Source organism: Streptomyces rubrogriseus, assembly GCF_027947575.1.
In the GTDB taxonomy this organism is placed as follows: Bacteria; Actinomycetota; Actinomycetes; order Streptomycetales; family Streptomycetaceae; genus Streptomyces; species Streptomyces rubrogriseus.
In genome coordinates this window covers 7,084,367-7,108,629 of sequence record NZ_CP116256.1, presented here as the reverse complement: position 1 = coordinate 7,108,629, position 24,263 = coordinate 7,084,367, and the positions used below count along the sequence as shown (strand labels likewise).

Here is a 24,263-nt window from a genome sequence, read left to right as displayed (position 1 = left end):
GTCCCTACGCCCCGAGCATCCCGGTCCACAGGTCGGGGAAGTCGGGCAGGGTCTTGGCCGTGGTCGCCACGTTCTCGATCTGCACGCCCTCGACCGCGAGGCCGATGACGGCGCCCGCGGTGGCCATGCGGTGGTCCTCGTAGGTGTGGAACACGCCGCCGTGCAGCCGGCGCGGGCGGATGTGCAGGCCGTCGGCGGTCTCGGTGACGTCACCGCCGAGTTCGTTGATCTCCTTGGTGAGCGCGGCCAGCCGGTCCGTCTCGTGCAGCCGCAGATGGGCCACGCCCCGCAGGGTCGAGGGGGAGTCCGCGAGGGCGGCGACGGCCGCGATCCCCGGGGTCAGCTCGCCGACCTCGCCGAGGTCGACGTCGATGCCGTGGATCGCACCCGATCCGGTGAACGCGAGTCCGAAGTCCGTCAGTTCGCAGGAGCCGCCCATCTCGGTGAAGATCTCGCGCAGCCGGTCGCCGGGCTGGGTGGTGCGGGACGGCCAGTCGGGGATCACCACCTTGCCGCCGGTCACCAGCGCCGCCGCCAGGAACGGCTGCGCGTTCGACAGGTCCGGCTCGATGGTCAGGTCCCGGCCGAGCAGCGCACCCGGCGTGACCCGCCACACGTTCGGCTCGCCGCCGGACTCGGGGGTGTCGACCTGGGCGCCGACCGCGCGCAGCATGTCCACCGTCATGCGGATGTGCGGCATGGAGGGCAGCGCGGAACCGGTGTGGCGCACCTCGACGCCCTGGTTGAAGCGCGGCCCGGACAGCAGCAGGGCGCTGACGAACTGGGAGGAGGAGGACGCGTCGATCTCGACCGGGCCGCCCTCCAGGGCCCCGCCGCCGTGCACGGTCAGCGGCAGCGCGCCGCGCCCGTCGTCGTCGATGCGGGCGCCCAGGACGCGCAGCGCGTCGATCACGCCGTGCAGCGGACGCTCGTACGACCGCGGGTCGCCGTCGAAACGGACGGCGCCGTCGGCCAGCGTGGCGACCGGGGGCAGGAAGCGCATGACCGTGCCGGCGTTGCCGACGTCGACCGTGGCCGGGCCGCGCAGGCCCGCCGGGATGACCCGCCAGAACTCGCCGGTGCCCTCGGGGCCGACGCCCTCCTCGATCTCGACGCCCAGCGTGCGCAGCGCCTCGGCCATCAGCAGGGTGTCGCGGGAGCGCAGCGGGCGGCGCAGCCAGCCGGGCTCGGAGGCGAGGGCGGCCAGCACCAGGGCGCGGTTGGTGACCGACTTGGACCCGGGCACGTGGACGGTCGCGTCGACGGCCCCGCTCGCGTGCGGGGCGGGCCAGAGGGCGGTGTGCGTGGGGTTCACGGTCATGGGGCCCACTTTAATGGCTGAGGACGATCGGAGATCTTGATCAAAAGCGCCGAAACCTGACCGAAAGCGCAACAGTGCACTTGCCGTGCATATATGCGGAGCGGGTGGAGGGCGCCCGGCGTCTCACAGCTCCAGCAGCCAGCGCGCCCCGCCGATCAGCGAGCACAGCGACACCGCGTGGAAGAGGAAGAACCACACTCCCGCCGGTGCGTGCGTCAACCGTGCCAACTGGTCGGCGTCCGAGTCGCCGGCGCCGCCCCGCGACCGCTTGGCCTGCAGCTCGAAGGCCGGACGCACTCCGCCGAGCAGCAGGAACCAGACCACCGCGTACGCGAACGCCGCCTGCACCTGCGGCCCGGCCAGCCAGGACACCAGGACGAACGTGCCGCCGGTGACCACCACCGTCAGCACCCCGTACGCGTTGCGGACCATCACCAGCAGGGCCACCAGCAGCGCCGTCGCCAGCCACAGCAGCAGCGTGATGCGGCCCGCCGCCAGCAGCGCGGCGCCGCCGAGGCCGAGCAGCGGCGGAGCGGTGTAACCGGCGACCGCGGTGAGGATCATGCCGACGCCGTGCGGCTTGCCCCGGCTCACCGTCAGACCGCTGGTGTCCGAGTGCAGGGTGATCCCGGTGAGGGTGCGGCCGGTCAGCAGGGCCACCAGGCCGTGGCCGCCCTCGTGGGCGATGGTGATCGCGTTGCGCGCTATCCGCCACGATCCGCGCGTCGCGACGACGGCGAGCGCGGCCACCAGGGTCGCGACCACCACCCACAGGTCGGGATCGGGCTGGGTGCCGGAGACCTCGTCCCACAGGGAGGTGAGTGAGGCCGATGCGAGGTGGTCCATGTTCGGTAAGGGCTCCTCGGTTGCGCGCGGGGTCTGGCAGTGTGGCACGTATGTGCGGACGGTATGCGGCGAGTCGTCGACCCGAGGATCTCGCGGGAATCTTCGAGATCGAGAAGTGGGAGCCCAACGAGAGCTTGGAACCCGACTACAACGTGGCCCCCACCAAGGAGGTCTACGCCGTCCTGGACCGTCCCCTGAAAGACGTCGAGGACCCGAAGCCGGTTCGCCAGCTGCGGAAGCTGAAGTGGGGGCTCGTCCCCTCCTGGTCCAAGACGCCCGAGGGCGGCGCCCGGATGATCAACGCCCGCGCGGAGACCGTCCACGAGAAGCCCTCCTACCGCCGCGCCTTCAGCACCCGGCGCTGCATCCTGCCCGCCGACGGCTACTACGAGTGGGTCACCGGCTCGCAGGAGCGGGACCTGGAGGTCGAGGGGCGCAAGAAGCGGCCGCGCAAGCAGCCGTACTTCGTGACCCCCGCCGACGGCTCCGTGTTCGCCATGGCCGGGCTCTACGAGTTCTGGCGGGACAGGACGCTGCCCGACGACCACCCGCAGGCCTGGTGGGTGACGTGCTCGGTGATCACCACCGAGGCCGAGACCACACCACTCGCCGTCGCCCCGGCCGAGGGCCCGCACGCGCTGGCCGACATCCACCCCCGGATGCCCCTGATGCTCACGCCGGACCGCTGGGACGACTGGCTCGACCCGGCGCGCACCGACCCCGACGGGCTGACCTCCCTGCTGGCGCCTCCGCCCGCCGGGCTGATGCGGGCCTTCCCCGTCTCCACGGCCGTGAGCAACGTCCGCAACAACGGACCGGAGCTGCTCAAGGAGCTGGAGGCACCGGAAGAGGGCACACTTTTCTGATGTGACGGATGCGACAGAGGTTGTGACGGACGTTGTGACAGAGGTCGTGACAGAGCCGGTCGAGACGGATGCGGGCCCCGCCCGCGTCACCTGGCACCGGGCGAAGCGGCCCCGGCTGGTGCTCGCCGTGGGCCACGGGGCCGGCGGCGGCATCGAGGCGCGCGACCTGAAGGCGCTGGCGGCCGCACTGCCCGCCCACGGGGTGAGCGTCGCCCTCGTCGAGCAGCCCTGGCGGGTGGCGGGCCGGAAGCTGGCGCCCGCGCCGAAGACCCTCGACACCGGGTGGCGGGGCGTCTGGCCCGCGCTCGCCGCGCCCGGCCTGCCGGTGATCTCCGGCGGCCGCAGCGCCGGTGCCCGCGTCGCCTGCCGCACCGCCGGCGAACTGGGCGCCCGTGCCGTCCTCGCCCTCAGCTTCCCCCTGCACCCGCCGGGCAAGCCGGAGAAGTCCCGCGCAGACGAGCTGCTCGGCGCCGGCGTGCCCACCCTCGTGGTCCAGGGCGGCAACGACCCCTTCGGCAGGCCGCGCGAGTTCCCCGAGGCGCCCGGGGGGACCTACGACCTGATCGAGGTGCCGTACGGCGACCACGGCTTCGCCGTGCCCAAACGGGCGGAGATCGGCCAGGAGGAGGCGCTGGCGCTGATCACCGACGGCGTCCTGAAGTGGACCGGCTCACTCGGCTGAACGCCCGGGAATGACCGGCGGACGGCCACTGTTGTGCCGTTCGTACGTTGCTGAGAATCAGCACCGACGCCGTAGGAGAGGAAGTCCGCCGCATGGGTTCAGCCTTCTGCCCGAGTCGCAGCAGCCGCGCCGACCTGGACTGGACCGTGCTGCACGCTGCCAAGACCGCCCCTATTCGGGCGGCGGGCGGACCGGATCGTCGTCTATCCTCCGATTCGAGTGAGACCGGTCTCGGTTTCACGACGACATCGGAGGAGGTGGGTCCGGTCACTGGGACCGACGCAGGGACCGAACACGGCCAGGCGGAGCAGCCCGAGGGCCGGGGTACGGGCGCGGAGTCGACCGCGGAGCGCAGCGCGCGCTTCGAGCGGGACGCGCTGGAGTTCCTCGACCAGATGTACTCGGCCGCGCTGCGCATGACGCGTAATCCGGCCGACGCCGAGGACCTGGTGCAGGAGACCTACGCCAAGGCGTACGCGTCCTTCCACCAGTTCCGCGAGGGCACCAACCTCAAGGCGTGGCTGTACCGCATCCTCACCAACACCTTCATCAACTCGTACCGCAAGAAGCAGCGCGAACCCCAGCGCAGCGCGGCCGAGGAGATCGAGGACTGGCAGCTCGCCCGTGCCGAGTCGCACATGTCGACGGGTCTGCGCTCCGCGGAGTCGCAGGCGCTCGACCACCTGCCCGACTCGGACGTGAAGCAGGCGCTCCAGGCGATCCCCGAGGAATTCCGTATCGCCGTGTATCTGGCGGACGTCGAGGGCTTTGCCTACAAGGAGATCGCGGACATCATGGGGACACCCATCGGTACGGTGATGTCCCGGCTGCACCGTGGACGCCGTCAGCTGCGCGGCATGCTGGAGGACTACGCCCGCGACCGCGGTCTGGTCCCCGCCGGCGCCGGAGAGTCGAACGAAGCGAAAGGCTCGGGGTCATGAGCTGCGGAGAGCCGCACGAGACGGATTGCAGCGAAATCCTCGATCATCTCTACGAGTTTCTCGACAAAGAGATGCCGGACTCGGACTGCGTGAAGTTCGAGCACCACTTCGAGGAGTGCTCGCCCTGCCTGGAGAAGTACGGGCTGGAGCAGGCCGTGAAGAAGCTGGTCAAGCGGTGCTGCGGGCAGGACGACGTGCCCGGTGACCTGCGGGCCAAGGTCATGGGACGGCTGGACCTGATCCGGTCCGGACAGTCCGTGCCGGAACACGACGTCACGGCCGCGCCGTCGTCGTCGGCTCCGCAGGAGTCCTGAGCCGCCCTGAGCGTCGCGACTCGGCCAGACGTCACTCGTACGTGCTAATCCGCGGGTTATCTGCCCGCGGCCTCCCCACTGCCGTCCTAGGCTCCTGAGCCTGACAGGCGTGGCCAGGGGAGGGGCTGATGGACGCGGTACCGGCGCGGGCACGTGTGTACGTGGCCGTCGTCGCCCTCACCGCCCTGCTCTGCCTACGACCGCTGCCCGCGGTGCACGCCCCCTGGTGGGCGGTGCTGCTGCTGGCGGGGCTGTACGCGGGGTCCGAACTGGTCGCGCGGTCCCGCTTCGTCGGGACCTGCTACCCCGTCCTGCTCGCCGGCGCCTTCCTGCTGCCGCCGCCCGCCGCCGCGCTCGTGGCACTGCCGGGAGCCCTGCTGGCCCCGGTGCCGCGCCGCCCCCTCGGTCTGCGGCGCGTGTGGCGGGCCGCGCAGCTGACCCTCGCCGTGTGGGCCGCGGCCTGTGTCCACTGGCGGCTCGGGGGCCGGGACGCGGTGGTCGAGCCCGCCTTCCCGTACGTCCTCGTGCCCGCCGGGGCGGCCGTACTCGCCTTCTGCCTGGTCCTCACCGTGCTGGACGGCGGCATCCTCACCCTCGCCGACCACGTGCCGCCGAGCCGGGCGTGGCGGGGACTGCTCTCCCGGTCGCTCGCGCCGATCGCCGTGCACGGACTCGCCGGGCTGATGATGGCCGTCCTGTGGCGCAGCCCGTACGGTCCGGTGGCCGCGCTGCTCGTGCTGCTGCCGATGTGCGTGGCCTGGTGGGCCTTCGCCCAGTACCACCGTGAGCGGGCCGCGCACCAGGCGACCATCCGCGCCCTGGTGCAGGCCGTCGACATCAAGGACGGCTACACGCGCGGCCACAGCGAACGCGTCGGCCAGGCCTCCATGATGATCGCCCGCGAGCTGGGCATGGACGACGAGCGCGTCGAGACCCTCCGCTTCGCCGGGATCCTGCACGACGTGGGCAAGCTCGGCGTGCCCACCCGGCTGCTGCGCAAGGACGGCCCGCTGACGCCCGAGGAGCGGCGGGTGATCGAACTGCATCCCGAGTACGGGCACGAGATGGTGCGCGGCATCCGCTTCCTGGGAGAAGCCCGCGCCGCCGTCCTGCACCACCACGAACGGCTGGACGGCAGCGGCTATCCCTACGGGCTGGCCGGCGACCGGATCCCCGAGTCGGCCCGGGTGGTGGCCGTGGCCGACGCCTTCGACGCGATGACCTCCACGCGCTCCTACAGCAGGGCCCGGCCCGTCGCGACGGCGCTGGCGGAGCTCCAGCGGTGTGCCGGCGGACAGTTCGACCCGCGGATGGTGCGGGCACTGGTCAGGGCCCTCGGCCGGCACGGCTGGCGCCCGTCCGTCACGGCGGACGGCCCGCACTCCCGCCCCGCCGGACCGGCGTCGGGCCGGGGCGAGGACGCGCGGGACAGCGTCGGCAGGGGAGCGCCATGACGCCCTCGCGACCGCCGGCCCAGTCCCCGCCGCCGGCGGCCGTTCTCCTCGTACCCGGCTGTGCCGGGCTCCTCGCGCTCGGATGTCTGGCCTCTGTGCTGGGGTCGGAGACCGCGCAGCGGCCCGTCGCGCTGGCCTTCGGGGGACTGGTCGTCCTCGGTGAGCTGACCCGGCGGACCGGTGCCGAGGCCCGGGAGGCCGCCCCGCTCGGCGCCGCGGGCGCGCTGGCGTACGCGCTGCTCGGAGACGTCGCCGGGCAGCCCGCGCACCACGGTGTGGCCCAGACCGTCACCGTCGTGCTCGCCGCCTCGCTGCTCGGCAGCGTGCCCTACGTCGCGCGCGGCAGCGGGCCCGTCCTCGACCACCTGGCGCGGCGCGTGCTCACCGTCGGTTTCGCCGCCGTGTGCTTCCGGCCGCTGTCCAACCAGGGCGTCTTCGACGACTGGAGCGGCCCCGCCTACGCGCTGCTGCTGCTCGGACTGCTCGCCCTGACCACGCTGTGCGACGCGGTGCTCGCCGCGGCACCCGCGCACGCGCGCACCGGCTGGCCCTTCGGGCCACTGCTTCGCGACGAGCTGCGCGGCATGGTCGGGATCACCTCGGCGGTGTGCGCGACCGGCGCGGTGATGGCGCTCGCGGTGAGCGTCGCGGGACTGTGGGCGCTCCCCGTCTTCTCCGTGCCCCTGCTGCTCGCCCAGCTGTCCTACCGGCGGTACGCGGCCGTCCGGGCCACCTACCGGCAGACCATCGCCTCCCTGGCCCGCGCCACCGAGATCGCCGGATACACCCCGGCCGGGCACGCGCGCCGCGTCGCCGGGCTCGGGGTGGCCGTCGGCCGGGACCTGGGGCTGTCGGGGGCCGAGCTGACCGTGCTGGAGTACGCGGCCCTCATGCACGACATCGGCCAGCTGAGCCTGGTCGACCCGGTCCCGTCGGGTGCCACCGCCGGCCTGCCGGTCACCGAACAGCGGCGGATCGCGCTGCTCGGCGGGGCCGTCGTCCGCCAGACCGGGGTCGACGCCGCGGTCGCGGTGGTGGTGGAGCGGCAGGCCGACCCCTGCCGGGAGCAGCCGGTCGCCGCGCGGATCGTACGCGTCGTGAACGCCTACGAGGAGAAGGCGCGGGACGCGGGTCCCGGCGGCGTCCTGACCGCGCTGGAGGAGCTGCGCCTGGCCACCGCGGGCGACTACGCTCCCGAGGTGGTGGAAGCGCTGGCCCGGGTCCTTTCCCGAGGCAGCCTTACCGAGCCCGCGGCTGGGTAACCCATGGGTAATGAGCGCCTCCGCAGCCGTACGTGGTTTGATGCCCGGGAGAGGGTGTCCGGGGGCGCGAAAAGGCACAGCCAGCCCACAGAACGGAACTGGCAGGCGGGAATCGTGAGGATCTTCGGCAAGGCACGGCACCGGCCCTCCGCCTCTTGGCGGCAGGCCACCGACCGCGCGTTCACGCTGATCGGCGACGGTCGTTACGAGGACGCGGGCGCGCTGCTGACGCGGGCGGCCGACCTGGAGCCCTGGCTGTCGGAGTCCTGGTTCAACCTGGCGCTGCTGCACAAGTTCCGGCACGACTGGGAACAGGCGAGGGCGGCCGGTCTGCGGGCCGTCGCGCTGCTCGACCGGGACGTCGGCGCCCCCGACTGGTGGAACGTCGGCATCGCCGCGACCGCCCTCCAGGACTGGCCGCTGGCCCGTCGCGCCTGGCAGGCCTACGGGCTGCGCACCCCCGGGGGAGCCACGGACGCGGGTGAGCCGCTCGGCATGGACCTCGGCAGCGCGGCCGTACGGCTGTCCCCGGAGGGCGAGGCCGAGGTGGTGTGGGGGCGACGGCTCGACCCCGCCCGCGTCGAGGTGCTGTCCATCCCGCTGCCGTCCTCCGGGCGGCGCTGGGGCGAGGTCGTCCTGCACGACGGCGTACCGCACGGGGAGCGCACGACCTCGGCCGGGCACTCCTACCCCGTCTTCGACGAGATCGAGCTGTGGGCGCCCTCGCCGGTGCCCACCTGGGTGGTCCTCCTGGAGGCCGCCACCGAGTCCGACCGCGACGCCCTGGAGCAGCTGGCCGCCGACGCCGGGTTCGCCGCCGAGGACTGGTCGTCCTCCGTCCGGCTGCTGTGCCGGATGTGCTCGGAGTCCCGGATGCCGTCCGACGAGGGCGAGGGCGAGCACCTCGATCCGCACGACCACAGCGAACCCGGGCACCCCGGGCCCCTGGGGCACCGCACCGACGGGCAGCTGTGGGTGCCGGAGCGGGAGTGCGGGGTGGCCGCGCCGGCCGGGCTGGTGAAGGGGTTGCTCGACGGGTGGGTGGCCGACAGTCCTGATTCCCGGGACTGGCGGGACCTGGAAGAGGTCTGCTGAGCAGCCCCGTAGTCTTTGCCAGGACACTTCAGCAGCGTCAGCATCACCTTTGGTTGTACGAGGAAGGCATACGTCGGTCATGGCCCAGCAGGACACCGATCAGCAGCACCCGGGCGTGCTCCCCGTGGACGACGAGGGATTCGTCGTCGACAGCCAGGACTGCGAGGAGCGTGAGGCCGACTGGCGCGGGCGCGGCACCTCCCGTCCGATCACGGTGGTCGGCAACCCGGTGCTGCACAAGGAGTGCGAGGACGTCACCGACTTCGGCGAGGAGTTCCAGCAGCTGGTGGCCGACATGTTCGCCAGCCAGCGCACCGCCGAGGGCGTGGGCCTGGCCGCCAACCAGATCGGCGTCTCCAAGAAGGTCTTCGTCTACGACTGCCCCGACGACGAGGGCGTCCGCCACGTCGGCGTGGTCTGCAATCCCAAGCTGGTCGAGCTGCCGGCCGACCGCCGCCGCCTGGACGACAGCAACGAGGGCTGCCTGTCCGTGCCCACCGCCTACGCGCCGCTCGCCCGCCCCGACTACGCCGAGGTGTCCGGGCAGGACGAGAAGGGCAACCCGGTCAAGGTGCGCGGCACGGGCTACTTCGCTCGGTGTTTGCAGCACGAGACGGACCACCTGTACGGGTACCTGTACATCGACCGGCTCTCCAAGCGCGAACGCAAGGACGCGCTGCGGCAGATGGCCGAGAACGAGCCGCGCTACCCCGTGGTCGCGAACGACTGACACCGCCTCACCCGTCCCACATCCCCCTTGCGCACGGCGCCTGTTCGGGTCTTCCCCGAGCGGGCGCCGTTCGTCTGTGCGCGCGCATGGAAAGCCGCCACACAACAGGAGAATTCCGGCACCGGGGGGTAGTGAATGAAGCAAATCCGTTCCCAGAACGGTCAGTTGTGGTGCTGAATGGGAAGTGCGGGGATACGCAACGGCGCACGCCCCGCTCAGCGAGAGGGGTGCGCCACCGGCGGCTGAGAGGGGTTTGTTCGTGCATGCTTTCCCACACGGCACCACAGCGACACCGACCGCGATCGCAGTACCGCCATCGCTCCGTCTCCCGGTGATCGAGGCGGCATTTCCCCGGCAACTGCACCCGTATTGGCCGAAGCTCCAGGAGACAACCCGGACCTGGCTGCTCGAAAAGCGGCTCATGCCGGCGGACAAGGTCGAGGAATATGCCGACGGCCTGTGCTACACGGACCTCATGGCGGGCTACTACCTGGGCGCCCCCGACGAGGTCATGCAGGCGATAGCGGACTACAGCGCGTGGTTCTTCGTCTGGGACGACCGTCACGACCGTGACATCGTCCACGGCCGGGCCGGCGCCTGGCGGCGACTGCGCGGCCTGCTGCACGCGGCACTCGACTCACCCGGGGACCACCTGCACCACGAGGACACGCTGGTGGCCGGGTTCGCCGACAGTGTGCGGCGGCTCTACGCCTTCCTGCCGGACACCTGGAACGCCCGGTTCGCCCGGCACTTCCACACGGTGATCGAGGCGTACGACCGTGAATTCCACAACCGCACGCGCGGAATCGTGCCCGGCGTGGAGGAGTACCTCGAACTGCGCCGGCTCACGTTCGCGCACTGGATCTGGACCGATCTACTGGAGCCGAGTTCGGGCTGTGAACTCCCCGACGCCGTACGGAAACACCCGGCATATCGCCGGGCGGCGTTGCTGAGTCAGGAATTCGCCGCCTGGTACAACGACCTCTGCTCACTGCCCAAGGAAATAGCGGGAGACGAGGTCCACAATCTTGGCATCAGTCTCATCACCCACCATTCACTCACCCTGGAAGAAGCAATCGGAGAAGTCCGGCGTCGCGTCGAGGAATGCATCACGGAATTCCTGGACGTCGAGCGGGACGCCTTACGGTTCGCCGACGAACTCGCCGACGGAACCGTACGCGGAAAGGAACTGAGCGGCGCCGTGCGGGCCAACGTCGGCAATATGCGGAACTGGTTCAGTTCCGTCTACTGGTTCCACCACGAGTCCGGCCGGTACATGGTCGACAGCTGGGACGACCGGTCCACGCCCCCGTACGTCAACAACGAAGCGGCAGGTGAGAAATGACCGTCGAGTCCGTCAACCCCGAAACCCGCGCACCCGCGGCACCGGGAGCACCGGAGCTGCGCGAGCCGCCCGTCGCGGGCGGTGGCGTGCCGCTGCTCGGCCACGGCTGGCGGCTGGCCCGCGACCCGCTGGCCTTCATGTCCCAGCTGCGCGACCACGGCGACATCGTGCGCATCAAGCTCGGCCCGAAGACCGTCTACGCCGTCACGAACCCCGAGCTGACCGGTGCCCTCGCCCTGAACCCCGACTACCACATAGCCGGTCCGCTGTGGGAGTCGCTGGAGGGCCTGCTCGGCAAGGAGGGCGTGGCGACCGCCAACGGCCCGCTCCACCGCCGCCAGCGGCGCACCATCCAGCCGGCGTTCCGGCTCGACGCCATCCCCGCCTACGGGCCGATCATGGAGGAGGAGGCGCACGCGCTGACCGAGCGCTGGCAGCCGGGCAAGACCGTCGACGCCACCTCCGAGTCCTTCCGGGTCGCCGTGCGCGTCGCGGCCCGCTGCCTGCTGCGCGGGCAGTACATGGACGAGCGGGCCGAGCGGCTGTGCGTCGCGCTCGCCACCGTCTTCCGGGGCATGTACCGGCGGATGGTGGTGCCGCTCGGGCCGCTGTACCGGCTGCCGCTTCCGGCCAACCGCCGATTCAACGACGCGTTGGCCGATCTGCACCTGCTGGTCGACGAGATCATCGCCGAGCGCCGTGCATCCGGTCAAAAGCCGGACGATTTGCTCACGGCATTGCTGGAGGCGAAGGACGACAATGGCGACCCGATCGGGGAACAGGAGATCCACGACCAGGTGGTCGCGATACTCACCCCGGGCAGTGAAACCATCGCGTCCACGATCATGTGGTTGCTCCAGGCACTTGCCGCCCATCCGGAACATGCCGACCGCATACGCGACGAAGTCGAAGCGGTCACCGGTGGACGCCCCGTGGCATTCGAGGACGTCCGCAAGCTCAGGCACACCGGCAATGTCATCGTGGAGGCCATGCGTTTGCGTCCGGCCGTATGGGTATTGACCCGGCGCGCGGTGGCCGAGAGCGAACTCGGTGGCTATCGCATTCCGGCCGGTGCGGACATCATCTACAGTCCGTACGCAATCCAACGCGATCCGAAGTCGTACGACGACAACCTGGAGTTCGATCCCGACCGGTGGCTCCCGGAACGTGCGGCGAATGTGCCGAAATACGCCATGAAGCCGTTCAGCGCGGGCAAGCGGAAGTGCCCCAGTGACCACTTCTCGATGGCACAGCTCACGCTGATCACGGCCGCGCTCGCCACGAAGTACCGCTTCGAACAGGTGGCGGGCTCGAACGACGCGGTCCGGGTCGGCATCACGCTGCGTCCGCACGACCTGCTGGTCAGGCCCGTGGCGCGGTGACGACCCGGACGGGTCAGGCGGCGGCCTCCGGACCCCGGAAGGTGCGCCGGTAGGCGTGCGGGGTGGTGCCCAGGGCCCTGGTGAACTGGTGCCTCAGGGCCGCCGCCGTGCCGAAACCGGCACGCCAGGCGATCGTGTCCATCGTCTCGTCCGTCGCTTCCAGCAGCCGCTGGGCCAGCAGTACGCGCTGGCGCAGGATCCAGCGGTAGGGGGTCGTCCCGGTCTCCTGCTGGAAGCGGCGGGCGAAGGTGCGCGGGGACATGTGCGCCCGGACCGCCAGCTGCTCGACCGTGACCTCCTCGTCGAGGTGCTGCTCCATCCAGGCCAAAACCTCGCCCACGGTGTCGCAGGAGGAGCGCGGCAGCGGCCGTTCGATGTACTGCGCCTGCCCGCCGTCCCGGTGCGGAGGCACCACCATGCGCCGGGCGATCCGGTTGGCGACCTCCGGCCCCTGCTCCTTGCGCACGATGTGCAGGCAGGCGTCGATGCCGGCGGCGGTCCCGGCCGAGGTGATCACCGGGTCCTCGTCGACGTAGAGCACGTCCGGCGCGACCCGGGCCCGCGGGTGCTGGCGGGCCAGCTCGGCCGCGTGGTGCCAGTGCACCGCGCACCGCCGGCCGTCCAGCAGGCCGGCGGCGCCCAGCACGAAGACGCCGGAGCACACGCTCAGCACGCGGGTGCCCCGTTCCGTCGCCCTGCGCAGGGCGTCCAGCAGGTCGGGCGGGTACTCCCGGCGGACGAAGTCGCTGCCCGCCGGCACCGCGATCAGGTCGGCCTCCTCCAGCCGCTCCAGACCGTACGGCGTGGAGACGGTCAGCCCGCCGACGTGGGTGCCCAGCGTGGGGCCCTCCGCGGAGACCACCGCGAAGTCGTACCCCGGCAGGCCCTCGTCGCTCCGGTCGATGCCGAAGACCTCGCAGATCACGCCTAGTTCGAAGGGATGCGCACCGTCCAGCAGGACGGCGGCCACGTTCTGCAGCATGCCGTCAGTGTGCCTCGCCGGTGGCAGGAAATCGAGGCCTTACGGCAGTCCTGCCACTGACGGTAAGGAGTATCCGGCGTGACAGTGGTGTCATGACCGGAAACCAGATCGAAGCCCTTGTCGGAATGACCGCGACCTTCGGACTCCTCGTCCTCATGATCCTCCCCTCGGTGATCGGCATCGTGCGCGACCGGCGCATCGACCGCCAGATCAGGGAGGCCCAGGAGGACGGGGAGGCCCGGACCCGCTACGGGAAGGAGACCCGGAGCACTCAGAAGTCCTCGGACAGGTCGACCGTGCCCTCCACCGCCACCTGGTACGCCGAGGGGCGCCGCTCGAAGAAGTTGGTCAACTCCTGAACGCCCTGCAGCTCCATGAAGGAGAAGGGGTTCTCGGAGCCGTACACCGGGGCGAAGCCGAGCCGCGTCAGACGCTGGTCGGCCACGCACTCCAGGTACTGCCGCATCGAGTCGGTGTTCATGCCCGGGAGGCCGTCACCGCACAGGTCGCGCGCGAACTGCAGCTCGGCCTCGACGGCCTCCCCCAGCATGTCGGTGACCTCCTGCCGGAGCGCGTCGTCGAACAGCTCCGGCTCCTCCTTGCGCACGGTGTCGACGACGTCGAAGGCGAAGGACATGTGCATCGTCTCGTCCCGGAACACCCAGTTGGTGCCGGTGGCCAGGCCGTGCAGCAGGCCCCGGCTGCGGAACCAGTAGACGTAGGCGAAGGCGCCGTAGAAGAACAGGCCCTCGATGCAGGCCGCGAAGCAGATCAGGTTGAGCAGGAAGCGGCGCCGGTCGGCCTGCGTCTCCAGCCGGTCGATCGACTCGACCGAGTCCATCCACCTGAAGCAGAACTCGGCCTTCTCCCGGATGGACGGGATGTTCTCCACGGCCGCGAAGGCGGCGGCGCGGTCCTCCGGGTCGGGCAGGTAGGTGTCGAGGAGCGTCAGATAGAACTGGACGTGGACGGCCTCCTCGAAGAGCTGGCGGGACAGGTACAGCCGCGCCTCGGGGGAGTTGATGTGCTTGTAGAGGGTCAGCACCAGGTTGTTCGCGACGATCGAGTCACCGGTGGCGAAGAAGGCCACGAGCCGGCCGATCAGGTGCTGCTCCTCGGGGCTGAGCTTCGCCAGGTCGGCGACGTCCGAGTGGAGGTCGACCTCCTCGACGTGCCAGGTGTTCTTGATGGCGTCCCGGTAGCGCTCGTAGAAGTCCGGGTAGCGCATGGGGCGCAGGGTCAGTTCGAAGCCCGGGTCGAGCAGGTTCTTCGTGGTGGGCTGTGCGGGGGTCTCGGTGGTCATTACTGGCAGGCCTCGCAGGACTCGGGGTTTTCCAGGGAGCAGGCGACCGCTTCGGGGTCCGGGGCGGCCTGTACGGGGACGGTGGTGGTTCGGGCCGCGGCGCGGGCGATCCGGGTCGCCGGGCGCGAGCGCAGGTAGTAGGTGGTCTTCAGGCCCTGCTTCCAGGCGTACGCGTACATCGAGGAGAGCTTCCCGATGGTCGGCGTCTCCAGGAACAGGTTCAGCGACTGGGCCTGGTCGAGGTACGGGGTGCGGGCGGCGGCCATGTCGATCAGGCCGCGCTGCGGGATCTCCCAGGCGGTGCGGTACAGCGCCCGCACGTCCTCGGGGATCCAGGTGAAGCCCTGCACCGAGCCGCCCGCCTCGCGCAGCGCCTCACGGGTGCGGGCGTCCCACACGCCGAGCCGCTTGAGGTCGTCCACCAGGTACGAGTTGACCTGGAGGAACTCGCCCGACAGCGTCTCGCGCTTGAACAGGTTGGACACCTGCGGCTCGATGCACTCGTAGACGCCGGCGATGGAGGCGATGGTCGCGGTCGGGGCGATGGCCAGGAGCAGGGAGTTGCGCAGCCCGGTCGTCGCCATGCGCTCGCGCAGCGCGGCCCAGCGCTCCGGCCAGGCGGGCTCGACGCCGTAGTGGTCCGGGTGCAGCACACCCCGGGCCGTACGGGTCTTCTCCCAGGCGGGTAGCGGGCCGTTGCGCTCGGCGAGGTCGGCGGAGGTCTCGTACGCGGCGAGCATGATCCGCTCGGCGATGCGGGTGGACAGGGCCTTCGCCTCGGGGGAGTCGAAGGGCAGCCGGAGCTGGAAGAAGACGTCCTGGAGACCCATCGCGCCGAGGCCCACCGGACGCCAGCGGGCGTTGGAGCGGCCCGCCTGCTCGGTCGGGTAGAAGTTGATGTCGACGACCCGGTCCAGGAAGGTGACCGCGGTGCGGACGGTGGCGTCCAGGCGCTCCCAGTCCATGTCCCCGTGCGCCGGGTCGACGAACGCGCCGAGGTTGACCGAGCCCAGGTTGCAGACCGCGGTCTCCTCGTCGTCGGTGACCTCCAGGATCTCCGTGCAGAGGTTGGAGGAGTGGACGACGTGGCCGGGGGCCGCGGTCTGGTTGGCCGTGCGGTTGGCGGTGTCCTTGAAGGTCATCCAGCCGTTGCCGGTCTGCGCGAGGGTGCGCATCATGCGGCCGTACAGCTCACGGGCGGGCAGCGTCCTGCGGGCGAGCCCCGCCTCCTCCGCCCTGCGGTAGGCGGCGTCGAACTCCTCGCCCCACAGGTCGGTCAGCTCCGGCACGTCGGCGGGGGAGAACAGCGACCAGGTCCCGTCGGCGTCCACCCGGCGCATGAACTCGTCCGGCACCCAGTGCGCGAGGTTCAGGTTGTGCGTACGGCGGGCGTCCTCGCCGGTGTTGTCCCGCAGCTCCAGGAACTCCTCGACGTCCGCGTGCCAGGTCTCCAGGTAGACCGCGGCCGCGCCCTTGCGCCGGCCGCCCTGGTTCACGGCCGCCACCGAGGCGTCCAGCGTCTTCAGGAACGGGACGATGCCGTTGGAGTGCCCGTTGGTGCCGCGGATCAGCGAACCCCGGGCGCGGACGCGGGAGTAGGCGATGCCGATGCCGCCGGCGTGCTTGGACAGGCGGGCCACCTGGTGGAGGCGGTCGTAGAGGGAGTCCAGCTCGTCCTTGGGGGAGTCCAGGAGGTAGCAGGACGACATCTGGGCGTGCCGGGTGCCGGAGTTGAAGAGGGTGGGGGAGGACGGGAGGTAGTCCAGGCGGCTCATCAGGCCGTAGAGGGCGGCGACCTCGTCCACGGACCCGGTGGTGTCGTCCTCGGCGAGTCCGGCGGCGACCCGCAGCAGGAAGTGCTGGGGCGTCTCGACGGCCTTGCGGGTGATCGGGTGGCGGAGCAGGTAGCGGCTGTGGAGGGTGCGCAGGCCGAAGTAGCCGAAGCGGTCGTCGGCGTCCGGGTCGATCAGCGCGTCCAGGCGGTCCGCGTGCAGCCGTACGAAGTCGGCGGTGCGGTCGGCGATCAGGCCCTCGCGGTGGCCGGTGGCGACGGACTCGGTGAAGGTGACGACGCCCTGGGAGGCGGCCTCGGCGCGGATGCCGATGGTCAGCAGGCGGGCGGCCAGCCGGGAGTAGGCCGGGTCCTCGGAGATCAGGCCGGCGGCGGCCTCGGTGGCCAGCTCGCGCAGCTCGGCCTCGTCGGCGCGGGCGGACCGGCCGCGCAGTACGGCGGCGGCCACCCGGCCGGGGTCGGCGCCCTGGAGGTCGGCGGTCAGCCCGGTCAGGGTCCGCAGCAGGGCGGCACCGGGTCCGTCGGGTTCCCCGGTCGCCGTCACCGGGGTCGCTGAAGCCGGATCGGCTGGCGCGATGGTCACGTGGAGCACTCCCTCGCTCGGCACGGGGCCCGGCGGAGGGAGGGCAGGGGGGCAGCTCACGAGCGCACGCGGCGTCGCGTCCACCGGCCCACTCCACGAGGCCCGGACGTCATGGCACCCGGGCCAGGGCGGCCGGGCGCACTGTCGGCAGGTCCTCGGACTGGACAGGCGTGCGCGCACGTGCGAAGACGTACGGATGCACGCAAGTACACCGTTGCGGGACAGTTCCGGATTCACACCGGATTCCCCTGCGGCGACAGCGAGCACGAGCATACATCTTGTGCCGGGGGACGCGAGCACCCCCAGATGTTGTGTCCCGGCGGGGTGTAGTGACGGGGTGCCGCGGCCGTGTCAGAGCGTCAGTTCGTAGGTGAGCAGCATGATGTCGTCCAGCTCCGGCAGGGGATTCCAGTCGCGGTCGGGCGTGCGGACGAAGCCCAGGCGCGCGTAGAGGCGGTGGGCGGTGCGCATGGCGGTCTGGGTCGACAGCACGACGCCCGTGCAACCGGCCACCGTCCGGGCGCGGTCGACACAGGCCCGCACGAGCGCCTCGCCCGCCCCGCGGCCGCGCGCCTCGCGGGCGACGGCGAGCATGCGTATCTCGGCCTCGCCGGGTCGCGCTATGTCCGCCATGGGGCCGCCGGACGGCACGAAGGTCACGCCGCCGAGCACCCGGCCGTCGGCCACGGCGACCAGCACCTCGGCGGCCGCCGCCCGCTTGGCCACGTCGCGCAGCTCGTCCAGGTAGGAGTCGCTCTCCCCGAAGTCGAGGAGGCCGTCGCGCAGGTAGGCCTGCGCGGTGATCTCGCCGAGGGTGTCGTACTCCTCGGCTGTCGCCCGCCGGATCGTGAAGTCCATGACGCCGAGTGTGCCCGACGGGTACGACAACGGGCCGCCGGATTTCTCCGGCGGCCCGCCTCGAACCGGGGATCAGTGCGAGCTGCCCGCCGTGGCCGGGGGCAGTTCCACCTGGACGCCGGGGTCGCCGGCGTCCGCCGTGTAGTCGCTCGGCCTGGTCTCGTCGACGCCGTCGGGCGCCTTGACCGCCCTCAGGACGAAGGTCAGGACCACGGTGACCAGCACGTTCAGCACGAAGGCGGTGAGGCCGATGTAGCCGATCTCGCCGATGCCGGGGATCTCGTCGGAGGAGCCGCCGAAGTGCTTCTGCGTCGGCGAGGCGACACCGTAGGCGGCGACCGTGCCGTAGACCATGCCGACCGCCCAGCCGCCGAGCAGCGCCCAGCGGTGGAACCAGCGGGTGAACAGGCCGCCGACCAGGGCCGGGAAGGTCTGCAGGATCCAGATGCCGCCCAGCAGCTGGAAGTTGATCGCGACGGTCTTGTCCATGCCCAGGACGAAGATCAGCGCGCCCACCTTCACCAGGAGCGACACCAGCTTGGAGACCTTGGTCTCCTGCTGCGGCGTGGCGTCCGGCTTGATGAAGTCCTTGTAGATGTTGCGGGTGAAGAGGTTGGCGGCCGCGATCGACATGATCGCCGCCGGGACCAGGGCGCCGATGCCGATCGCCGCGAACGCCACGCCCGCGAACCAGTCCGGGAACATGTTCTCGAACAGCTGCGGGATCGCCAGCTGGCCGTTGTCCACCTTGACCCCGGCCGCGATCGCCATGAAGCCGAGCAGCGCGAGCAGGCCCAGCATCAGCGAGTACAGCGGCAGGATCGTGGTGTTGCGGCGGATCACCTCACGGCTGCGCGAGGACAGCGTGGCGGTGATCGAGTGCGGGTACATGAAGAGCGCCAGGGCCGAGCCGAGCGCCAGGGTCGCGTAGGTCCACTGGCCCCCCGCGTCCGGCACCACCCCGCCCTTGCCCGCCTCGGTGAACTTGTCGCTCGCCGACGCGAAGATGTCGTCGAAGCCGCCCAGCTTGATCGGGATGTAGATGATCGCCACCGCGATGACGATGTAGATCAGCGTGTCCTTCACGAACGCGATCAGCGCGGGCGCGCGCAGTCCCGACGAGTACGTGTACGCCGCGAGCACGCCGAAGGCGATCAGCAGCGGCAGGTCCTTGACGAACCAGTTGGTGTCCTCGCCGCCGCCGACGCCCATCACGTCGAGCACGGCCTGGATGCCGACCAGCTGGAGCGCGATGTACGGCATGGTCGCCAGGATGCCGGTGACGGCCACCGCCAGCGACAGGCCCTTGGAGCCGAACCGGCCGCGCACGAAGTCCGAGGTCGTCACGTACCCGTGCTTGTGCGAGACCGACCACAGGCGGGGCAGGAAGGTGAAGATCAGCGGATAGACCAGGATCGTGTACGGCACCGCGAAGAAGCCGGACGCGCCCGCCGCGTAGATCGCCGCCGGGACGGCCACGAAGGTGTACGCGGTGTACAGGTCGCCGCCCAGCAGGAACCAGGTGACCCAGGTGCCGAACGAGCGGCCGCCGAGGCCCCACTCGTCGAGGCTGTGCTCGTTCTCGGCCCGGCGCCAGCGGGCGGCCAGGAAGCCCATGGCGGTGACGAGGACGAAGAAGAAGATGAAGACGGCGAGTGCGACGCCGTTCACGCCGTCGTTCATCGCGACTCACCGCCCTTCGGGGCGGCGGGGGCGGCCGTGGAGTGGGCGGCGCGCCCGCGCTGGTCGCGCTGCCACAGCTTGTACGCGGTCACCGTCAGCAGGGTGGAGATCAGCACCCAGGCCATCTGGTACCAGTAGAAGAACGGGATGCCGATGAAGGTCGGGTCCGTCTTGGTGTACGAACCGACCCACAGCATGGCGACGAACGGTGCGACAAGACAGAGCCCGATGACGACGCGCACCGGCGTCACCACCGGCTCTCTGCTCACTTCTGTGTCTTCTGACATGCGCGGCTCCGTCCCCTCGCTGATCACCTCGTGCAGTGCGCACGAAATGTAGGTGACGGTGTCAAGACAGCGGAAGACCTCGTCCGTATATCGGTCCTCAACCGCAATCTGGGGCCCGGGTGAGCGGGCTCTGGTCTAGTCCTGGGGCCGCTTGAGGCGGGCCACGAACTTGTAGCGGTCGCCCCGGTACACCGAGCGCACCCACTCCACCGGCTGGCCGGTGCGGTCCTGGGAGTGCCGGGAGAGCATCAGCATGGGCAGGCCCACGTCGGTACCGAGCAGACCGGCCTCGCGCGGGGTGGCCAGGGAGGTCTCGATGGTCTCCTCGGCCTCGGCGAGATGGACGTCGTACACCTCGGCGAGCGCGGTGTAGAGGGACGTGTACTTCACCAGGGAGCGGCGCAGGGCCGGGAAGCGCTTCGCGCTGAGGTGGGTGGTCTCGATCGCCATCGGCTCGCCGTTGGCCATGCGCAGCCGCTCGATGCGCAGCACCCGGCCGCCGGCCGTGATGTCCAGCAGCCCGGCGAGCCGGTCGTCGGCGGTGATGTAGCCGATGTCCAGCAGCTGAGAGGTCGGTTCCAGGCCCTGGGCCCGCATGTCCTCGGTGTACGAGGTGAGTTGCAGCGCCTGCGACACCTTGGGCTTGGCGACGAAGGTGCCCTTGCCCTGGATGCGCTCCAGGCGGCCCTCGACCACCAGCTCCTGCAGGGCCTGGCGCACCGTCGTGCGCGAGGTGTCGAACTCGGCGGCCAGGGTGCGCTCCGGCGGGACCGGCGTGCCCGGCGTCTGGGTCCGGGTCATGTCGAGCAGATGCTTCTTCAGACGGTAGTACTTGGGCACGCGCGCGGTACGGACGGTCGCCCCACCCTCGTTCTCCGCACTGCTGACGTCGGTGCTCATGCTCTGCCTTCCCGGCTCCGGGTGCCGAAGCGACCGCTATCCCTGTCGGCCACGGCTCACATCGTGGCACGGCTTCGTGCCGGGATGGCCCCCGCACGCTCCGTGATCCCTTCTGTATACCCGCGGGAACACCCTTGGTCTAGTCCACAGAGTGGTCAGGCGTCGCTGGTACGCGCGTTCGGAGCCGTCGCGGCACGTCATTCGGTGGGAGGTGGTACACCCGGTCCCGGTCCGCCCGATCTGTCGCTTGCGCAATGAAAGGTCCCTGCATATCTCGGTCCCATCACGGAGGCGACGACTGGGTTTGAACACCCTTGACAGTCCTATTGGTCTGGGCCAAGCTCCCCGTACTGGTCTACACCATTGGTCCAGGTCCCGGCCCCATGGGCGGTCCGCGTCGACGAGCAACCGCGGGGAGGCAGGGGGGTTGTGTGGCATCCCTGAGGAGGGTTGGCGTGAAGCGCAAGCTTATAGCCGCGATCGGTATCGCGGGCATGATGGTCTCGATCGCCGCGTGCGGGGGCGACAGCGACGACGACGGCAAGAAGGCCGGCGCCGACGGCTACGCCGGCGAGACGCTCACCGTCTGGGTGATGGACGGCTCCTCCCCGGACGACTGGCAGGCGGACCTCGCCAAGGAGTTCGAGGCGAAGACCAAGGCCAAGGTCAAGTTCGAGATCCAGAAGTGGAACGGCATCCAGCAGAAGCTGACCACCGCCCTCTCCGAGGAGAACCCGCCCGACGTCTTCGAGATCGGCAACACCCAGACCCCGGCCTACGCCAAGACCGGCGGCCTCGCGGACCTGAGCGACCTCAAGGGCGAGATCGGCACCGACTGGTCCGAGTCCCTCAACAAGTCCGCCGTGTTCGACGGCAAGCAGTACGCGGCCCCGTGGTTCGTGGTCAACCGCGTCGTCGTCTACAACAAGAAGATCTGGGCGGACGCGGGCATCAAGGAACTGCCCAAGACCCGCGACGAGTTCTACAACGACCTCAAGACGATCGGCGAGAAGACCGACGCCGAGCCGATCTACCTGCCCGGCCAGAACTGGTACCACTTCGTGGGCCTGGTCATCGGCGAGGGCGGCGAGCTGGTCAAGAAGGACGGCGACAAGTACGTCTCCAACCTGGCCGACCCGAAGGTCGCCGCCGCCACCGAGACCTACAAGAAGTTCCAGGCCCTGTCCAAGGCGCCCAAGGACAAGGACGAGGCCACCCCGCAGCAGGGTGAGATCTTCTCCAAGGGCAAGACCGGCTCGTTCATCGGCATGGGCTGGGAGGGCGCCACCGCGATCGCCACCAACCCGGCGATCGAGAAGGACCTCGGCTACTTCACCATCCCCGGTCCCACGGCGGACAAGCCCGAGGGCGTCTTCCTCGGCGGCTCCAACCTGGCCGTCGCCGCGGGCAGCAAGAAGCAGGAGCTGGCCAAGGAGTTCCTGAAGATCGCGCTCTCCGACAAGTTCGAGGGCGGGCTGGCCAAGGCCAACGGCGTCATCCCGAACAAGGAGGCGCTGCAGAGCAACCTGAAGGGCAACGCCGCCGCCGAGGCCGCCGCGCCGGCCGCAGGTACCGGTGACACCACGCCGCTGATCCCGGAGTGGGCCGCCGTCGAGAACGACCCGAACCCGATCAAGACGTACCTGACGGCCGTCATGAAGGGTAAGTCCCCGGCCGAGGCCGCCAAGCAGGTCGAGGGCGAGTTCAACAAGCGCCTGGCGCAGCAGCAGTAGCACCGGGTGAGCCGGGGCGGGGGCTGACACACGACGGCCCCCGCCCCGGCGTCGAGGTGAACAGGTCGAGAAGAGAGAGACCGCGAGCATGACCGTGCAGACCGAACGGCCGCCCTCAGGCCCGTCGGACGTCCGCAAGGCGGACGGTGGGGGAACCGGCGGGCCCAGAGCGAGAGCCGCGTCGCGCGCCGGGGCGCTGGCCCCGTATCTGCTGCTGCTGCCCGCCGCCGCGGCCACCGTGCTGCTGCTCGGCTGGCCGTTGGTGAAGGACGGCCTGCTGTCCTTCCAGAACCTCAACATGGCGCAGCTGATCCAGCACGTCACCGAGTGGACCGGCTTCGACAACTACAAGGAGGTCCTCACCGGCGAGGACTTCTGGCGCGTCACCCTCCGTTCCATCATCTTCACCGCGGTCAACGTCGTCCTCACCATGGTGGTGGGCGGTCTGATCGGCCTGCTGCTCGCCCGCCTCGGCAGGGTGATGCGGTTCGTGCTGATGATCGGCCTGGTACTGGCGTGGGCCATGCCCGTGGTCGCCGCGACCACCGTCTACCAGTGGCTCTTCGCCCAGCGCTTCGGCGTCGTCAACTGGGTGCTCGACAAGCTCGGCTGGCACTCCATGGCCGACTTCAGCTGGACCGGCAGCCAGTTCTCGACCTTCTTCGTCGTCACCGTGCTGATCGTCTGGATGTCCGTCCCGTTCGTCGCGATCAACCTGTACGCCGCGACCACCACCATCCCCGACGAGCTGTACGAGGCCGCCGCCCTCGACGGGGCCGGCATGTGGCGCAGCTTCACCTCGGTCACCCTGCCGTTCCTGCGCCCGTTCCTCTACGCGACGACGTTCCTCGAGGTCATCTGGATCTTCAAGGCCTTCGTCCAGGTCTACACGTTCAACGGCGGCGGACCGGACCGTCTCACCGAGATCCTGCCCGTCTACGCCTACATCGAGGGCGTCGGCAACCAGCACTACGGCATGGGTGCGGCGATCGCGGTCCTGACCATCCTGATCCTGCTCGGCCTGACCGCGTACTACCTCAGGATCGTGCTCAAGCAAGAGGAGGACGAGCTGTGAAGCGCTCGCTCTTCGGCCGCGTGTGGCCCAACGTCACAGCCGTCGTCCTGTTCATCGGCCTGGTCTTCCCCGTCTACTGGATGTTCGCCACGGCCTTCAAGCCGACCGGGGACATCATCTCGGAGAACCCGGTCTGGTTCCCGACCGACGTCACCTTCGAGCACTTCAAGACCGCGACCGAGGCCGACCACTTCTGGACGTACGTGAGCAACTCGCTCATCGTCACCGTCTGCGCGGTCGTCTTCTCGCTGATCATCGCGCTGGCCGGATCCTTCGCCCTGGCGCGGATGCGGTTCAAGGGCCGGCGGGGCTTCATCGTCGGCTTCATGCTCGCCCAGATGGCGCCCTGGGAGGTCATGGTCATCGCGATCTACATGATCGTGCGCGACGCGTCGATGCTGAACAGCCTGGTGCCGCTCACGCTCTTCTACATGATGATGATCCTGCCCTTCACCATCCTGACGCTGCGCGGCTTCGTCGCCGCCGTGCCGAAGGAGCTGGAGGAGTCGGCGATGGTCGACGGCTGCACCCGGGTCCAGGCCTTCCGCCGCGTCATCCTGCCGCTGCTCGCGCCGGGCCTGATGTCCACCTCGATGTTCGGCTTCATCACCGCCTGGAACGAGCTGCCGCTCGTCCTGGTCGTCAACAAGGAGGCGGAGTCCCAGACCCTGCCGCTGTGGCTGACCAGCTTCCAGACCGTCTTCGGCGACAACTGGGGCGCGACCATGGCCGCCTCCTCCCTGTTCGCCGTCCCGATCCTGATCCTCTTCGTCTACCTCCAGCGCAAGGCCGTCAGCGGCCTGACCGCCGGCGCCGTGAAGGGATAGCA

General features: G+C 70.3%; 23 protein-coding genes and 1 riboswitch. Of the genes, 14 read left to right on the top strand and 9 right to left on the bottom strand.

Annotated features, from left to right (window positions below; all coding sequences use genetic code 11):
- Window positions 1-4 precede the first annotated feature (4 nt).
- Both aroA and Sru02f_RS31840 read right to left on the bottom strand, forming a co-directional pair.
- On the bottom strand, window positions 5-1,321 hold the full coding sequence (gene aroA / locus Sru02f_RS31845; RefSeq protein WP_109033337.1) for a 3-phosphoshikimate 1-carboxyvinyltransferase: 1,317 nt from the start codon (window positions 1,319-1,321) through the stop codon (window positions 5-7).
- A gap of 123 nt (window positions 1,322-1,444) precedes the next feature.
- On the bottom strand, window positions 1,445-2,167 hold the full coding sequence (locus Sru02f_RS31840; protein ID WP_109033338.1) for a M50 family metallopeptidase: 723 nt from the start codon (window positions 2,165-2,167) through the stop codon (window positions 1,445-1,447).
- 50 nt (window positions 2,168-2,217) lie between these two features.
- Between Sru02f_RS31840 and Sru02f_RS31835 the strand changes: the two genes are divergently transcribed.
- From Sru02f_RS31835 to Sru02f_RS31790, 10 genes are all read left to right on the top strand, one after another.
- Window positions 2,218-3,033: an SOS response-associated peptidase gene (locus tag Sru02f_RS31835; RefSeq protein ID WP_109033339.1), complete on the top strand. Its 816-nt coding sequence runs from the start codon at window positions 2,218-2,220 to the stop codon at window positions 3,031-3,033.
- A gap of 46 nt (window positions 3,034-3,079) precedes the next feature.
- Window positions 3,080-3,715, top strand: coding sequence for an alpha/beta hydrolase family protein (locus tag Sru02f_RS31830; RefSeq protein ID WP_109033507.1), 636 nt, complete (start codon window positions 3,080-3,082; stop codon window positions 3,713-3,715).
- Window positions 3,716-3,972: 257 nt separating this feature from the next.
- Window positions 3,973-4,656 carry an RNA polymerase sigma factor SigR gene (sigR, locus tag Sru02f_RS31825; protein WP_003973756.1) on the top strand — a complete coding sequence of 228 codons (684 nt, stop codon included), beginning with the start codon at window positions 3,973-3,975 and terminating at the stop codon, window positions 4,654-4,656.
- Entirely contained in the window at window positions 4,653-4,970 is a 318-nt protein-coding gene (gene rsrA / locus Sru02f_RS31820; RefSeq protein WP_109033340.1) for a mycothiol system anti-sigma-R factor, read from the top strand. The genes sigR and rsrA overlap by 4 nt, the downstream gene beginning before the upstream one ends.
- A gap of 128 nt (window positions 4,971-5,098) precedes the next feature.
- Window positions 5,099-6,424: an HD-GYP domain-containing protein gene (locus tag Sru02f_RS31815; RefSeq protein ID WP_109033341.1), complete on the top strand. Its 1,326-nt coding sequence runs from the start codon at window positions 5,099-5,101 to the stop codon at window positions 6,422-6,424.
- A complete protein-coding gene (locus Sru02f_RS31810; RefSeq protein ID WP_109033342.1) occupies window positions 6,421-7,686 on the top strand; it encodes an HD-GYP domain-containing protein in 1,266 nt (421 codons plus the stop codon). Before Sru02f_RS31815 ends, Sru02f_RS31810 begins: the two co-directional genes overlap by 4 nt.
- A 114-nt stretch (window positions 7,687-7,800) precedes the next feature.
- Window positions 7,801-8,781, top strand: coding sequence for a tetratricopeptide repeat protein (locus tag Sru02f_RS31805; protein WP_109033343.1), 981 nt, complete (start codon window positions 7,801-7,803; stop codon window positions 8,779-8,781).
- A 79-nt stretch (window positions 8,782-8,860) separates the two neighbouring features.
- Window positions 8,861-9,511, top strand: coding sequence for a peptide deformylase (def, locus tag Sru02f_RS31800; protein WP_109033344.1), 651 nt, complete (start codon window positions 8,861-8,863; stop codon window positions 9,509-9,511).
- Between the two features lie 259 nt (window positions 9,512-9,770).
- A complete protein-coding gene (gene cyc1 / locus Sru02f_RS31795; RefSeq protein WP_109033508.1) occupies window positions 9,771-10,856 on the top strand; it encodes an epi-isozizaene synthase in 1,086 nt (361 codons plus the stop codon).
- The gene (locus Sru02f_RS31790; protein WP_109033345.1) at window positions 10,853-12,238 is read left to right on the top strand and encodes a bifunctional albaflavenone monooxygenase/terpene synthase; all 1,386 of its coding nucleotides are present in this window, start codon (window positions 10,853-10,855) and stop codon (window positions 12,236-12,238) included. The genes cyc1 and Sru02f_RS31790 overlap by 4 nt, the downstream gene beginning before the upstream one ends.
- 13 nt (window positions 12,239-12,251) lie before the next feature.
- On the opposite strand, the gene Sru02f_RS31785 is transcribed toward Sru02f_RS31790, so the two are convergent.
- The gene (locus tag Sru02f_RS31785) at window positions 12,252-13,220 is read right to left on the bottom strand and encodes a GlxA family transcriptional regulator (protein ID WP_109033346.1); all 969 of its coding nucleotides are present in this window, start codon (window positions 13,218-13,220) and stop codon (window positions 12,252-12,254) included.
- A 92-nt stretch (window positions 13,221-13,312) separates the two neighbouring features.
- On the opposite strand from Sru02f_RS31785, the gene Sru02f_RS31780 reads away from it, so the two are divergent.
- A complete protein-coding gene (locus Sru02f_RS31780; protein ID WP_109033347.1) occupies window positions 13,313-13,579 on the top strand; it encodes a hypothetical protein in 267 nt (88 codons plus the stop codon).
- Here Sru02f_RS31780 and Sru02f_RS31775 read toward each other — a convergent pair.
- From Sru02f_RS31775 to Sru02f_RS31750, 6 genes are all read right to left on the bottom strand, one after another.
- Window positions 13,492-14,523, bottom strand: coding sequence for a ribonucleotide-diphosphate reductase subunit beta (locus Sru02f_RS31775; protein ID WP_109033348.1), 1,032 nt, complete (start codon window positions 14,521-14,523; stop codon window positions 13,492-13,494). The genes Sru02f_RS31780 and Sru02f_RS31775 overlap by 88 nt on opposite strands.
- Window positions 14,523-16,898, bottom strand: coding sequence for a ribonucleoside-diphosphate reductase subunit alpha (locus tag Sru02f_RS31770; RefSeq protein WP_109033349.1), 2,376 nt, complete (start codon window positions 16,896-16,898; stop codon window positions 14,523-14,525). The genes Sru02f_RS31775 and Sru02f_RS31770 overlap by 1 nt, the downstream gene beginning before the upstream one ends.
- A gap of 129 nt (window positions 16,899-17,027) precedes the next feature.
- Window positions 17,028-17,171: riboswitch (cobalamin riboswitch) on the bottom strand.
- A gap of 78 nt (window positions 17,172-17,249) precedes the next feature.
- Complete coding sequence (locus Sru02f_RS31765) at window positions 17,250-17,756, bottom strand: GNAT family N-acetyltransferase (protein WP_109033509.1); 507 nt, start codon at window positions 17,754-17,756, stop codon at window positions 17,250-17,252.
- A gap of 72 nt (window positions 17,757-17,828) precedes the next feature.
- Window positions 17,829-19,439, bottom strand: a complete 1,611-nt coding sequence (mctP, locus tag Sru02f_RS31760) for a monocarboxylate uptake permease MctP (protein WP_109033350.1) — start codon at window positions 19,437-19,439, stop codon at window positions 17,829-17,831.
- A complete protein-coding gene (locus Sru02f_RS31755) occupies window positions 19,436-19,726 on the bottom strand; it encodes a DUF3311 domain-containing protein (RefSeq protein ID WP_164270780.1) in 291 nt (96 codons plus the stop codon). The genes mctP and Sru02f_RS31755 overlap by 4 nt, the downstream gene beginning before the upstream one ends.
- A 135-nt stretch (window positions 19,727-19,861) precedes the next feature.
- The gene (locus Sru02f_RS31750; protein ID WP_003973740.1) at window positions 19,862-20,626 is read right to left on the bottom strand and encodes a GntR family transcriptional regulator; all 765 of its coding nucleotides are present in this window, start codon (window positions 20,624-20,626) and stop codon (window positions 19,862-19,864) included.
- 455 nt (window positions 20,627-21,081) lie between these two features.
- Here Sru02f_RS31750 and dasA point away from each other — a divergent pair, with 455 nt between their 5' ends.
- The 3 genes from dasA (at window position 21,082) to Sru02f_RS31735 (ending at window position 24,261) form a co-directional block, all read left to right on the top strand.
- Window positions 21,082-22,359, top strand: coding sequence for a N,N'-diacetylchitobiose ABC transporter substrate-binding protein DasA (dasA, locus tag Sru02f_RS31745; protein ID WP_109033352.1), 1,278 nt, complete (start codon window positions 21,082-21,084; stop codon window positions 22,357-22,359).
- Between the two features lie 88 nt (window positions 22,360-22,447).
- The gene (locus Sru02f_RS31740) at window positions 22,448-23,434 is read left to right on the top strand and encodes a carbohydrate ABC transporter permease (RefSeq protein ID WP_109033353.1); all 987 of its coding nucleotides are present in this window, start codon (window positions 22,448-22,450) and stop codon (window positions 23,432-23,434) included.
- Window positions 23,431-24,261: a carbohydrate ABC transporter permease gene (locus tag Sru02f_RS31735; RefSeq protein ID WP_109033354.1), complete on the top strand. Its 831-nt coding sequence runs from the start codon at window positions 23,431-23,433 to the stop codon at window positions 24,259-24,261. The genes Sru02f_RS31740 and Sru02f_RS31735 overlap by 4 nt, the downstream gene beginning before the upstream one ends.
- The last annotated feature ends 2 nt before the right edge of the window (window positions 24,262-24,263 follow it).